The following is a 13,590-nucleotide window of genomic DNA, read 5'->3' on the forward strand; positions in this document are numbered from 1 at the left end:
TGAGCGACCTAGTAGCCCGATTACTATTCGAGGCAGTAACAATAGTGACCGTACCGAGGCGATGGTGATAGATGCGTCCAATCTGCCTTCCGGTACGATTCTGAATCTGCAGAATATTGAGTTTGCGGTCATTATTGGCCCTGCTACCCTGTTTGGTGGCGATGGTCAGAACACTCTGTATGCGGGCACCGGTAGTCAGTTTATGATTCTGGGACCGGATGATGATGAGCTGCACGGAGGCGATGGTGATGATACCGTGGGCTCCAAAGGCGGTGATGATCTGCTGTTTGGTGATAACGGTAACGACACCCTGTTTGGTGGCGAGGGTATGGATATTCTACATGGCGGCATGGACTCAGACCGAGTCACTTATGAAGGCAATCAAGCCGATTACCTGATTGAGCAAACGCATGGGGTGTTGACGATCACCCATAAAAATGACATCACCGATAGTGATACATTAGTCAATGTAGAACTTGTTGAGTTTGCTGATCAATCACAGGTCGTGACTTATGCTCAAGACTTGGGCGTAATCGCAACGCTATACACGCATATCTTGGGACGCCAGGCCGATGTCGCAGGCTTCCAATGGTGGGCTGAAGAAGAAAGCCAGGGTGAGATCTCCTTAGGTGGAATGGCACTGAGTATGATCGAATCGGAAGAGTTCCAGAGTAAAAATAACCTGGACATAGGGTCTCAAAGTCAGGATGGCCAGATTGAGAGCTTGTATCAGATTATTTTGGAGAGGGATTCTGATGATGCCGGAAAGGCTTATTGGATTGAACAAGCTCAGATGCACAATATGACCTTATTGGAAATGGCTCAAGCGTTTGTCGATTCAGAAGAGTTCACTGAGCAGTACTTAGCTCCTGAGAGCTGGAACTTCTTGTTGTCTTAAACAAAACATCACAAGCACTAAAGTCAACCTGGCTCGGATTGCCTGTACGATGGGCTCCGATGCTCAGGTTGGCTCTCATAACAAAAGGATGAAGCGCCTTCTCAGGGGTTTTGATCTCAATTTTGATCAGGCTGCTCGGTTCATCGCCGCTATCAGCGCCCCTGGGGACATGGATGCTGGCTATGGACAGAACAAGCTGGCAACGAGGGCGCTTTAAAATCAATATACTGGTACTGGCCATTGTGGTGGGCGATGCAGGCATTCCTGTGCTCTGATTACCTAAGACTTCCTGAGGCATTAACTTAAGACGCTTCGCCAGCTATCACTCGATTGAGGTTAAAGTGATTATGCCAATGGAGCAGATCCACCTCATTCATGGGTTTGGCCAGTAGAAATCCCTGGCCTTCATTACAGCCCAGTTCTTTGATTAGATTAAGTTGCTCGCGATTCTCAATGCCTTCTGCGGTTACATCCAGCTTCAGGCTATGAGCCAGTTGGGTGATGGTGCGAACAATATCCAAATCGGTACTATCAGCACTTAATTCCTGAATAAAGGCACGGTCAATCTTAAGGGTATGTACCGGTAATCGTTTCAGATAAGCCAAGGAGGAATAGCCGGTACCAAAGTCATCAATGGCGATACGAATGCCCATCGCCTTAAGCTTTTCCAGTTGGGCGATGGAGTGCTCAACATCGGCGAGCATACTGGTTTCGGTCAGTTCCAGTTCCAGTTTATGGGCGGGTAAACCGGTTAGATCCAAACAACGATTAATGACTTCAGGCAGATTATCCTGGCGTAATTGACGGGCAGACAGGTTGACCGATATTCCTAGATCATGGCCTTTCTGCAGCCATTGGCTGGCAAAGTTGCAGGCTCTTAATAGCGCCCACTCACCGACAGAAGTGATTAGGCCTATCTCTTCCAGTACCGGAATAAACTCCGCCGGAGAAGTGCTTTTGCCGTCTCTATGAATCCAGCGCAGTAAGGCTTCTACCCCTTGCACCTGACCTGTTTGCAGATTAACCCGGGGTTGGAATACCAGGTGGAACTGCCGGTGCAACAGAGCCTGGCGTAGCTGATTCTCCATACGTACCCGGTTCTGGGTTTGGATCGTCAGATCTTCGGTAAAGAAACCAAAGCCTTGTTCATTGTCCTTACAGCGATGCATGGCGCTGTCGGCTTTGTTGATCAGTTCATCAAACTGATCTCCGTCATAAGGGTAGAGCGTGATGCCCAGGCTGATACTGATAAACAGCTCCGCCTGAGTCAGTTCAAAGGGCAGGGCCATGATCTGATGGAATTGTTGTGCCATATGGGCGGCTTGATCCGGTGTTTGAATACCTTCCGCCATCACCAGAAAAGCGTCGCTGCCTAAACGGCCAATAAAATGCTCCGGCAGGCGCTGCTTCAGGCGTTGGCTGAACAGTTTCAGCAGGTCATCACCAGCACTGCGGCCCAGGCTGTCGTTGATAAGGCTTAGACGATCTAAGTCAATCAAAAACAGTGCCATAGGCGCACGCTTGCGTTGCAAGACATGGCGTTCAAAGTGTTCACACAGGCGCTGACGATTGGGTAAGCCTGTTAAAGGATCAAAGCGCCTGAGGAAGTCCAGATGCTGCTCACTGTTGACCAGCTCTGTGATATCTCTGCCGGTGGACACAAAATGGCTGACCTGACCAAACTCATCGCGAATCGGTGTAATGGTTTTCTCTTCCTGGTAGCGTTTGCCATTTTTCCTGCGGTTGATAAAGATATCTCTGAAGCTTTGCCCTGAGCGCAGGGTTTTCCACATTTTGTGATAAAAGGTGTTGTCGTGCTCACCAGAACTCAGCAGCTGTGGTGTTTGTCCCAGAACGTCGTTTTCTGCATAGCCGGTTTGGTGAATAAAGGCTGGATTAACGTACTCGATACGGCCATGGCTATCGGTCACCATCACCAGATCCTGAGTCTGCTGCATCGCCTGATGAAAGTGTACGGGCAGTCGGCTGGCAGCCTGATACTGGGACATATCTTTCAGAATCGCCTGTAAGTCTCCACTGTCGTCATCAACGGGTTGCAGGCTGATCTGGAGTGTACGTTTAACGTTTTGTCGGCTTGTAGCACTAAGGTTCAGGCTCAGTTGATCATTGCGGTGTGCTCGGCAGGCTGATATCAGACTGGTTTGTTCCTCAGAAGGTAGCTGATGCAGGAGTTCCTGGCCGGAGAGGGTTTGTTCGGGAGGAGTAAGCGCTAATAACTGACGAGCTGCCTTGTTGGCATAACGAAGTTGAGCCTGTGCAGATAAGACTATGGTCGCAACAGCCAGATTGTCCAGAATTTTGTGCAGCGAAGCATTTTCGGGATTCAACTCTGTTTTTAGAAGGTTCATGCAGTTAAATATCTCGGTACGGCAACAAAAAGCAGCGCAACGAACTCTTCCTCGTGTTGCGGTTTCTGCTCTATAAAATATCAGGCTTCACGCCAACGTCATAGAGTCTTGATACAGGTATTTCACAGTCTGGTTCCCGGATGTGATGGTTTTCACATTGGGTAATTATTTTCAGAGGGAGTTTACAATGGGTCAAACAGTAAAAGTGGCGATTGTCGGAGCAGGTACTGCGGGTTTAAGTGCCCTGAAAGTTGTGCAGCGCCATACAGATGATTTTGTCTTGATTGACCCAGGACCTTTGGGAACCACATGTGCCCGTATCGGCTGTATGCCATCCAAGGCATTGATTGAAGCTGCCAATGAGTTTCATAAGCGACATTTTATGCCGGAGCTGGGGATCAGTAATGCCCGTCAGCTGAGAATCGAGTCCCGAGAAGTGATGAAGCGGGTGCGTTTATTAAGGGATCGTTTTGTTCAAAGTCCGGTTAAAGCAGCTAAAAATCTGGGGGAGCGTTATATCTCTGAGCATGCCGTATTTGAAGATGCCCGGACTCTCCGGGTTGGTGAAACTCGTATTAAGGCTGAAAAAATTATTTTAGCTACGGGCTCGAAACCCATCATCCCGGAGGCTTGGCAGCACTTTGATGAGCGGGTTTTAACCTCAGAGCGCCTGTTTGAACTGGAGACATTACCTGAAAGCATCGCGATTGTCGGTTTGGGTGGCGTAGGGTTGGAGCTCGGGCTGGCGTTGTCCCGACTTGGGGTGCAAGTGATCGGTATTGAGCAAGGTGAGCGTTTGGCAGGGGTTGCTGATCCTGATGTCAGTCATTGGGCTTTAGAAAGCCTGTCAACGGAGTTTCCTATCTATATGGGGCATCAACCTGAGTTAGATCGTGATGCCGGACAGATTACCATACAGGTGTGCGGTGAACGTGTAAGGGTAAGTGCGGTATTGGCTGCGATGGGGCGTCGCCCTGGAGTGCTGGATATGAACTTTGCTGCGACAGGGTTGCCGGTGGATCCGCAGGGGATTCCATGTTTCAACCCGGATACGCTTCAGGTAGCCGATAGCGGAATATTTATCGCAGGGGATACCTCCGGCGGTCGGGCTCAAATGCATGAGTCAGCCGATGAAGGACGTATCGCGGCTTATAGCGCTTTGCAGGGTGTGGAGTTAAAGCCGTATCAACGCCGTGTGCCCATGTCCATCGTATTTACCGATCCCCAGATAGCATCCTTTGGTGCGCGTTACGATGAGCTGGATCTAAGCCAAACGGCCATTGGCAGTGCCGACTTTAGTTTTCAGAACCGGGCGCTGATTATGGGAGTAAACCGGGGCGTGGTGAAGCTTTATGCGGATAGAAAAAGTCGCAAACTCCTTGGAGGGGAGATGCTGGTGCCAAAAGCCGAGCACTTTGCATTTCAATTAGCCACTTGTGTTCATAACGGCATGACCGTCGATGAGATTGTTCATCTTCCGTTCTACCATCCGACCATGGAGGAAGGGTTGCGTAGTGCTCTGTATCACCTGGGTGAAGAGCTGGGTGGTGTGCTACCGGAGCACTTTCTGCCTTATAAAACCGACTAACAGAGTGAGAGTTGCCAATGCTTGATACTCAGAGACGTGGCGCATCAAATTTCTTTATTGGTTTGCTGCAGGTCTGGGTATCAGGGGTGCTAAACACCCTGATATCTGTTACTGAGATAAATGCCATCAAGAATCAGTTTTTGGCCACATCCTGCATATCCAGCTCGACCACATGGCCTGGGCCTGCATCCAGTAGGATGTAGTAATCCTGCTCTGGTAGTGGAAAGGTAAAGGTCGATTGTTCAGATGAGTGGCCTTGCGCTAAGACATCGTCGTTATAGCTGATCACCACATAGGGCAGATTGCTGGTGCCCGAGCCATCAGAGAAACCGCCTTTACATTGCACTTCCTGCTGCACCTGGCTGCAATCCAGGTTGATGCTATGGGCGTGGCTAAGTTGGCTGCTTAATATGAATACCGACGCCAACACCAGCAATGAGGGTGACGATGAAGATAAACGAAACGACATAAGGCGGCTAGCGGACATCAAAGGTCTCCTTGTTATCAGGCATTATCGGCCAGGAGGTCTGATACACCTCTCCAGACCAGGTTTGAGCGGTCATCCAGAAGCGAGCGCCGTCATGGATCTTTTTCGGTAACTCAAAGTGCGCGTGTTTGCTGCCCAGAGGGCCATGAATCAAGGTGCCTGGTGCGCGTATTGTTCTCGGTTTGCCCACGCGCACATGCAGGAACTTAATCTCATGTAGCGCTTGTTTGCCGATGTTGACGGCCAGATTGGTGGAGATGCCCGGCCTGATCGGTTTCAGGTCTTTTTCCAGTAACCCTGCATAGGCATTCATAGAGACTTTCCACGGACCCAACGCTTTTTCGCTGTAGCTAAAGCCGGTGTCTTTAACCCCCTGGCTGCCCAAGGTGATAGCGATGCTGCAGCCAACGCCGATCCCTACCAGCATCAGAATGTTAATGTACTTAAAGACACCCATGGGGCCGCCCCAGGGCTTGGCAAGGTGCCAGCTCTTCTTCAGAGCTTTAAGCGCCGGAGTTCTGCTCATCACGATACGCGCCCCACGGCGGGTGCGTTTCAGATTAATAATCAAGCCGGTGACAGCCAGGCCTGTCATTAGTGCGCCAAAGCTAAACCAGACTAGTTTTACCACCAGATCGGCAGTACCGGATTTGGCCCAGTAGCCGTAGTGCAGGGGCCCCATGGCGTGATCAAAGCGCTGCAGAGCTGTGTATTCGCGCACATCGATGGTTTTAACGATGTCGCCATCATACGGGTTGACATAAACCGTGCTGCCACCGCCGGTTCTTACCAGCCATTCACCAAAGCTACCCGAGACCTGATAGGGATCAGCGTTATGCTCTGGGGCGTTGAGCATATCGATCTGAAAATCCGGGTACTTGTCCTGCACGATTTGGCTGATCTGAGCACCGGTGAGTGGTGTTGGTGTTTTTGTGCCTAACTTTTCCAATTGTTCGTAGCTAAGTAGCGGTTTACTGGGATAGGGCTCAACCGGATTAGGGGCATCCATAAAGCGCACAAACGGGTTTTTATAGAACCACCAGCTGCCGGAGATACCGATAATCAGCAGGAACCAGATGCTCCACAAGCCGACCAGTTTATGCAGATCAGCGATAAAGACACGGGTGTTGCCGGTACGGGGCTTTTTAAAGAAGAAACGCCAGAACTTGGGGTAAGCCAGTAAACCTGCCACCAGAGAGATCAGGGTCAGCAAGCCAAAGGCATTGACCAGGCTGCGGCCAATCACTGGCAAAAACAGAGTGGCATGCAGAAAACTTAAAAAACGTCCTACCGTTAACAAAGGAGTATCGCCCGTCACTTCGCCGGAATAGGGGTCAATCCAGGCGTAACGGAAACCGCCATTTTCATCGTTATAACGGGCAAAAGCCGCAGTATGGGGATGGTTTTCATTGGTCTGGAAAAAGCTTAACCCCTGCTCGGGGTAAGCCGCCTGTAGGGTGTCAAGCAGTTCCCCGGAGTTGATGCGTTCACCGGTGGGGGAAACGCGCATCTCAGGCATCAATAGCCAATCGATCTCCTGAGACAGAACCGCCAGAGTGCCGGAGGCCAGAACAATCGTCATCAGCAAGGTCAGCTTTAAACCGACAAAGCTATGAATCAGATAGGCCAGATACTGGCGGTTCCATTTGCGTTTTACTTTCGGGCGGCGGGTTGCACGCTGTCTGCCTGCGGAGTCAGCCGTTGCCGCTGGTGGGGCTTGTGTCAGCTCATCCATGGATGTGCAGTCCTCGATAGTGGGGGCAAATTGTGGGGGGCAATAAGATTCAGGGTTTAGGCGGGTAATGCCATCTCTTGCTGAATTTGCATGCACCAGCGCTCAATACGTTCGTCGGTCAGATCTCTTTGGGTGTCTTCATCTAATGCCAAACCGATAAAGTTGGCTTTGTCTTCAGTGAGCGCCAGAGATGCTTCAAATTCGTAACCTTCGACCGGCCAGTGACCGACAATGGTGGCTCCTTGTGCAACAACCTTGTCATGCAGCATGCCCATAGCATCCAGGAACCATTCACCGTAACCCAGCTGATCACCCAGGCCGATAAAGGCCATGATCTTGTCGGAGTAATCGTATTGATCCAGCTCGTCCCACACTTCTTCCCAGTCTTCCTGGATTTCGCCGTAATCCCAGGTTGGGATGGCAAACATAATAAAGTCGTACTCGTTGATCACGTTCAGGTCAGCGTCCTTCACGTCAAACAGATCAACCAGTTCATCGCCCAGTATCTTTTGTACTTTTTCTGCGACGTCTTGGGTATTACCGGTCGTGGTACCGTAAATCAGAGCGATCATGATTAAAGCCTTTGCAATGGATTAAAAATAAAATGCAAATGATAGTGATTGTTATTTATTTTGAAAATGCTTTAATTGATCATCTGGATAGATCGTTTGGTGCTAATAAAGTAATCTGGCTAGAGGCTAGAGGCTAGAGGCTAGAGGCTAGAGGCTAGAGCGAAAGTGCGGCAAGGGAGGGGATAGGTGTAAATAGTAGAAAGGGGATAGTAGAAGGAGACATAAAAGGTACGGAAACAAACAGGCCATATACGTTGATCGCATACGGCCTGAGGACTTTACCGAAAACTGGCTGGTAAGAATATGTAGCTATTAGCCCTGACTGATTAAGCCGAGCGTTTCACGGCCAGATCCGCAAACAGTGCCAGGCGCTCCTTATAGATGGAGTCCGGTAGGCAATCCAGAGCTGTTTTGGCTTTATCTGCCATCTCGTAAGCTTTCTCACGGGTGTATTCCAGTGCTCCTGTTCTATTGATGATTGCGAGCACATCATTCAGGTGTTCCAGGCCGCCCTTACGAATCGCTGTGCGGATCAGCTTGGCTTCCTCATCGGTGCCTACGGCCATGGCTTGAATCAGTGGCAGGGTGGGTTTTCCTTCTGCCAGATCATCACCCACGTTTTTGCCCATCGCTTTGGCATCGCCTTCATAGTCCAGTAGGTCATCCTGCAGCTGGAAGGCCAGTCCCAGGTAGTTGCCATAATCAGCCAGATGTTGACGTTGTTCAGCCGTTGCGCCAGATAAGATGGCAGCGGACTCGGTGGCCGCTTCGAATAGCATGGCGGTTTTCGCTTTAATCACCGTCATATACTGTTCTTCGCTGATTTTAGGGTTGCGCACATTGGTCAGCTGTAGCGCTTCACCTTCGGAGATCACGTTCGTTGCATTGGCGTAGATCTTCAGGATCTCCATATCACCAATCTGAACCATCAGCTCAAAGGCGCGGGTATATAGGAAATCGCCCACTAATACGCTGGCGGGGTTGCCCCACTTGTTATTGGCCGTTTCATTACCGCGACGCATATCAGATTCATCGACCACATCATCGTGTAGCAGAGTGGCCGTATGGATAAACTCCACCAGCGCTGCCAGAGGAATACGCTCTTCTTTTAAACAGTCGAAAGCTTTACACACCAGCAGGACCAACAGAGGCCGCATGCGTTTACCACCGCTTTCTACAACGTATTCGGCGATATTTTCAACCAGAGGCACACGGGAGTGCAGCTGATCAATGATGTTCTGGTTAAGGGCGGAGAAGTCGTCCGCAACGATATCGTGGATCGAGCTCTTAGGCTGCATGATGTTGGCTTTTCGCTATTAAATGACACAAAAAAATGGGTGTCTGAATGCTATTGACCGGGCGTTAGGGTGTCAAGTTGAAGCTGGCTTTTTACGCTATATTACAAGGCGATGACGACATTGATTGAAGAGGTTGTTCAGGTGGATTCAGAAGACTATGAAAGGTGAAGGCTATTCATCCAAAGCCTGTTGTAACCAGTGCTTAAGCTGTGCTTTGGGAGTCTCTGTGGCTTGTCGATAGCTATCCTGCATCACTCGAATATCGTTTTCCAACAGGGCTGTTAGCTGTTTGGCTGCGTCTTTATTATCGCCGATAAGCAGGCTGTTGATAATATTCAGACGTCGTTGGCAGGCTTTAACCGGAGAGGATTTAAACTGCATGGAGATCAGATCTGTCGCTTTGCGCAGGCGATTATGTTGCTGCATCATCTGCAATAAAAAACGGTTGCCGGAACAAGCGATCAGTTGCTCATGAAAGTCAGCGCTGAGCTGAAATAATATCTTGGCAGGTATGGGGTTGTTTTGCTCAATAATCGCCTGATGGCGACTCTGTAACTGCTTCAGTGCGGAGCGATTCAGTTGCCATTGAGGTTCCAGCAGTGCCGCAGGTTCAAACATCAAACGACAGCGATAGCTTTCATAGTGATGTTGCAAGCTGTTCAGGCTGGGATTGACCTGCCACTTATAACCTTGTCCGCGTGAGAGCAACCCATCGTTTTCCAACTGCTGCAGTAGATTACGACCGCTGTGTCGGCTCAGTTGGTAGTGCAGCTGGAACTCCTTTTCAGAAAAGCTTTCGGTCAATTCCTGGAAAAACAGATCCACCAATACCCTCAGATAGACCTTTTCCTCAACAGGAGGTTGCTCTGTATTTTTCTCGGGTTCTGTCAGCTCAGAGCTATCCACCAGAAGCTCAAAGCCCCGATAAGGCAAAGAGCGCACCAGTTGATGCTCTTGCAGGTAAAGCAAGGCCGCTCGTATTGGGGTGCGGGAGACACCAAGGCGTTGTGCCAGTTCGGCTTCCTTTAGGCGATAGCCTGCACTCAGGTGCTCAGACCTTATCCAGTGAATGATTTGGCTGGCCAGTTTCTGCTGTAAGGCTGTGATAGCGGTTTTGCTCATAGATCCCGGTTAATCGACTTTGCTGTACTGGGAGAGCATCTTAGCGGATTAATCTTTTGATCACCATAATTGTATTTTGTATTCAAAAAAACAATTGATAATAATTATCATTAGATATAGTCTTTTGTGTGTTCAAAAAACTATTTATCTGTTGTTCAGGAGTTTCCCGTGCCTTTTAAGCGAGCCATATCCCGACAGTCCGCTGTTTTAACACCTTCTCTACTTGCCAGCGCTATTGCACTGGCTGTGTCCTCTCATGCCTGGGCGCAGCCCGAGTCTATGGATGATATGGTGATTACCGCTAATCGCACGGCAACAAAAATTGCGGATATACCGGGCTCTGTGCAAGTGATTGAGGCGGAACAGGTTGAGCAACAGATGTCTGGTGGTGTGGACTTTAAGGATGCCCTGTCGCAGCTGATTCCCAGTCTGGATGGCGGTAGTCAGGGACGAACCAATTACGGTCAGCTGATGCGTGGGCGCTCCGTGCTGGTGATGATTGATGGTGTATCATTGAATTCCAGTCGCAGCGTCAGTCGTCAGTTCGAATCCATTGATCCGTTTAATATTGAACGTATTGAGGTGATCTCCGGTGCCAGTGCTATTTATGGCGCCGGTGCCAGTGGCGGCATTATCAATATCATCACGAAAAAAGGTGCTCAGGATGAGTCCAGCTTTAGTGTTCAGGCGGGTTTAAAAAGTGGCTTTAACAGTGATGATCTGGATCGTCAGTTAGCCGCATCGGCACAGGGTGGTACTGAAACTGTGGACTATCGTGTATCGGCGTCCTTGCGCCAGAGCGATGGCTTCTACAATGCCGATGATGATCAGGTACTGCCGGATATCACTCAGACCTCATCTCAATATATCGATCAGCAGGATCTGATGGCCAGTGTTGGTGTGCAGCTGGATGATGAACAGCGTTTGGAGTTGGTTGCGCAATATTTTAAAAATGAGCAGGATGCCAATAAGTCAGCCTCTTTTGGTATTAATTATGCTGGCTTTTCTGATCCAGAGCAGATCAGTGTTCAGCATGGTCTTGTGTTGGCTGAGCAGCCCGCAACAACCCGTCAGTTGCTTAATCTGCAGTACTCCCATGACGATATTGTTGGCCAGTCACTGTATCTGCAAGGCTATTATCGCAGTGAAGAGATGCAGTTTTATCCTTTCCCGCGGATTGCCGGTGCTAACAGTACAATCAGTGCCTCGAATCAGCAGACTGATGTTTATGGCGTAAAATCCGCGATGGTCAGTGCTTTGGATGAAGCAAGCACTGAGCTGGTCTATGGTGTTGATCTGAGTCGGGAGAGCTTCAGTAGCAGTCAGCAGTATTATGATTTTGCAGCCGCAGCAGTCAGTGGTGGTCTGATCTATAACCCAACGGTTAACACCGGGCGTTATCCCGAAGTCGATATCGATACCGCAGCGCTGTTTTTACAGGCGAATACCCGGTTAAGCGATAAGCTGACCGTCAATAGTGGTATGCGTTATGAATATGCTAATGCCAATGTGGGGGATTTCGTAGCGACAACGCAGCAATACCAGGTGGCGACGGGTGCTTTGCCCTATGCTGATGCGGTACCGGGAGGTGAAGCAGATTACTCGGCAACATTGTTTAATTTAGGTGCCGTATTCGATCTGAATGCTCAGCATCAGTTCTATGCTAATTTTTCTCAGGGTTACGATATTCCTGACCCGGCTAAGTATTACGGTTATGGCAGTTATGACGGCTCTTCTCTGATCAGCGGTATTGATGTGGCTGGTAATAAGGCAGATGCCATTGAAACGGATAGTTATGAGTTGGGCTGGCGTTTTGATAATAATCAGTTGAGTACTCAGGTTGCGGCCTATTACTCGTTATCCGATAAGCGTATTACCAATAGTAGTCGTAATCTATCGGTGCAAGTGGTGGATGAAAAGAAACGTGTCTATGGCCTGGAAAGTGCCGCTAGTTATCGTATCAATCATCAGTGGCTCGTCGGTGGTAACCTGCACCTGGTAAAAACAGAGAAGAAAACCGAGGGCCATTGGCAAGATCTGGAAGCTTATTATGCCAGTAACAATAAGCTGGGCGCTTATGTCGATTGGACTCAGGATAAGTTAGGCCTGCGCCTGCAAGCCAATATGATTGATGACCACACCGATGGGGCAGAGCGTCAGCTGGACGGCTATACGGTGACCGATCTGCTGGGGCATTATGTTTTGCCTGTTGGGCAGCTGAATTTTGGTATCAATAACCTGCTCAATGAAGACTATCAAACCCTCTGGAGTCAGAAAGCTCAGATGCTCTATGCTAATTTGACTGATCCAGCAGTCGTGACTTTTGAGGGGCGCGGGCGTACTTATAGCGTCAGCTATAGTCTGGATTTCTGATCTTTCGATGCGTGCTCTCTATATCTGAGGGCTGTATTGATGGAGAGACGTATGGGCTGGTGCCTGGCTTTCCTTAGACGTTATATGCAGTTAATTATTCGATAAAACAGAGGCTTATCGTCTAACAACTGATGGCAGGCCCGTCATGCTAAGTAAAAAAGCCTGACAGGCCTTTTGTGTCGGGCGATCAATCATAAAATTGCCTGGTAATAAGGGTTGCTGTTCGACGGTGCTTACTATAGAATGCGCGACCTGCTTAGCATCCCCTTTGCTCCCTGTCCGATGGTTGCCAGAGCGCGTCCATTCAAAACAGGTAAGTAAGTAGCATTCATCAATCGCTAAGCACTGCAGTATTTTGGAGACAAACATGTACGCAGTAATCAAAAGCGGCGGTAAGCAGTACCGCGTAGCTGAAGGCGATGTCCTGAAGATTGAAAAACTGGAGCTGGAAACTGGCGCTTCAGTTGATTTTGACCAGGTTCTGCTGGTTGCAGATGGCGATGACGTTAAAATTGGTGCTCCTCTGGTTGAGGGTGCTAAAGTGTCTGCTGAGATCGTTAACCACGGCCGTGCTGATAAAGTTAAAATTATCAAGTTCCGTCGTCGTAAGCACAGCATGAAGCGTCAGGGCCACCGTCAGTGGTACACTGAAGTGAAAATTACCGGCATCGCTGGTTAATTTACGCTTATCACTTAGGTTTCGCTCCAGCCCAAAATGGCAACAGAGCCGGGCTGACAGCGGCAAGATTAATTCAACGAGGATGCACTAATGGCTCACAAAAAAGCTGGTGGTAGTACCCGTAACGGTCGCGATTCCGAATCGAAACGCCTTGGTGTTAAGCGCTTTGGCGGTCAAGTAGTTAAAGCTGGTAACATCATTGTTCGTCAACGTGGTACTAAATTCCACGCTGGCGTAAATGTTGGTATGGGCAAAGATCACACTCTGTTTGCAACTGCAGACGGTGTAGTGAAGTTTGAAGTGCGCGGTCCGAAGAAACGTAAGACAATTACGATCGTTCCTGCTGCATAAACCGATTTTTGATCGGTTTGAAAAGCCCCGCCTTGTGCGGGGCTTTTTTCGTATTCAGCGCAACCATCTGAGATGGCCTGCTGAGATCACTTTTCCAGCGATACTGAGTTATCTGGGG

At 49.4% G+C, this 13,590-nt stretch carries 11 protein-coding genes and 1 pseudogene; 6 read left to right on the top strand and 6 right to left on the bottom strand.

What is annotated here, in order from left to right:
* Window positions 1-898: DUF4214 domain-containing protein (locus tag H579_RS27575; protein WP_157834550.1), on the top strand; the 898-nt coding region annotated here is incomplete at its 5' end.
* A gap of 7 nt (window positions 899-905) precedes the next feature.
* A pseudogene (locus H579_RS30040) lies at window positions 906-1,170 on the top strand (IS4 family transposase); the annotation flags it as partial.
* 30 nt (window positions 1,171-1,200) lie between these two features.
* Here the strand turns inward: H579_RS30040 and H579_RS24140 are convergent.
* Window positions 1,201-3,267: a putative bifunctional diguanylate cyclase/phosphodiesterase gene (locus H579_RS24140; protein WP_051227288.1), complete on the bottom strand. Its 2,067-nt coding sequence runs from the start codon at window positions 3,265-3,267 to the stop codon at window positions 1,201-1,203.
* A gap of 187 nt (window positions 3,268-3,454) precedes the next feature.
* Between H579_RS24140 and H579_RS24145 the strand changes: the two genes are divergently transcribed.
* On the top strand, window positions 3,455-4,855 hold the full coding sequence (locus tag H579_RS24145; protein WP_036565300.1) for a dihydrolipoyl dehydrogenase: 1,401 nt from the start codon (window positions 3,455-3,457) through the stop codon (window positions 4,853-4,855).
* Between the two features lie 133 nt (window positions 4,856-4,988).
* Here the strand turns inward: H579_RS24145 and H579_RS0104120 are convergent, their stop codons facing one another.
* From H579_RS0104120 to H579_RS0104140, 5 genes are all read right to left on the bottom strand, one after another.
* Window positions 4,989-5,342 carry a hypothetical protein gene (locus tag H579_RS0104120; RefSeq protein WP_051227289.1) on the bottom strand — a complete coding sequence of 118 codons (354 nt, stop codon included), beginning with the start codon at window positions 5,340-5,342 and terminating at the stop codon, window positions 4,989-4,991.
* The gene (locus H579_RS27580; protein WP_051227290.1) at window positions 5,332-7,077 is read right to left on the bottom strand and encodes a PepSY-associated TM helix domain-containing protein; all 1,746 of its coding nucleotides are present in this window, start codon (window positions 7,075-7,077) and stop codon (window positions 5,332-5,334) included. Before H579_RS27580 ends, H579_RS0104120 begins: the two co-directional genes overlap by 11 nt.
* A gap of 56 nt (window positions 7,078-7,133) precedes the next feature.
* On the bottom strand, window positions 7,134-7,649 hold the full coding sequence (gene fldB / locus H579_RS0104130) for a flavodoxin FldB (RefSeq protein WP_342662778.1): 516 nt from the start codon (window positions 7,647-7,649) through the stop codon (window positions 7,134-7,136).
* Between the two features lie 326 nt (window positions 7,650-7,975).
* Window positions 7,976-8,947, bottom strand: a complete 972-nt coding sequence (gene ispB, locus H579_RS0104135; protein ID WP_028299633.1) for an octaprenyl diphosphate synthase — start codon at window positions 8,945-8,947, stop codon at window positions 7,976-7,978.
* A 171-nt stretch (window positions 8,948-9,118) separates the two neighbouring features.
* Entirely contained in the window at window positions 9,119-10,069 is a 951-nt protein-coding gene (locus H579_RS0104140) for a GntR family transcriptional regulator (protein WP_028299634.1), read from the bottom strand.
* A 168-nt stretch (window positions 10,070-10,237) separates the two neighbouring features.
* Here H579_RS0104140 and H579_RS0104145 point away from each other — a divergent pair, with 168 nt between their 5' ends.
* The 3 genes from H579_RS0104145 (at window position 10,238) to rpmA (ending at window position 13,472) form a co-directional block, all read left to right on the top strand.
* Window positions 10,238-12,442 (top strand): TonB-dependent receptor, encoded by a 2,205-nt coding sequence (locus H579_RS0104145; RefSeq protein ID WP_051227291.1) that lies wholly within the window; start codon window positions 10,238-10,240, stop codon window positions 12,440-12,442.
* A 367-nt stretch (window positions 12,443-12,809) separates the two neighbouring features.
* Window positions 12,810-13,121 (top strand): 50S ribosomal protein L21, encoded by a 312-nt coding sequence (rplU, locus tag H579_RS0104150; RefSeq protein ID WP_028299636.1) that lies wholly within the window; start codon window positions 12,810-12,812, stop codon window positions 13,119-13,121.
* A gap of 90 nt (window positions 13,122-13,211) precedes the next feature.
* The gene (gene rpmA, locus H579_RS0104155) at window positions 13,212-13,472 is read left to right on the top strand and encodes a 50S ribosomal protein L27 (protein WP_028299637.1); all 261 of its coding nucleotides are present in this window, start codon (window positions 13,212-13,214) and stop codon (window positions 13,470-13,472) included.
* The last annotated feature ends 118 nt before the right edge of the window (window positions 13,473-13,590 follow it).

The organism is Oceanospirillum beijerinckii DSM 7166, assembly GCF_000422425.1.
GTDB lineage: Bacteria > Pseudomonadota > Gammaproteobacteria > Pseudomonadales > Halomonadaceae > Oceanospirillum > Oceanospirillum beijerinckii.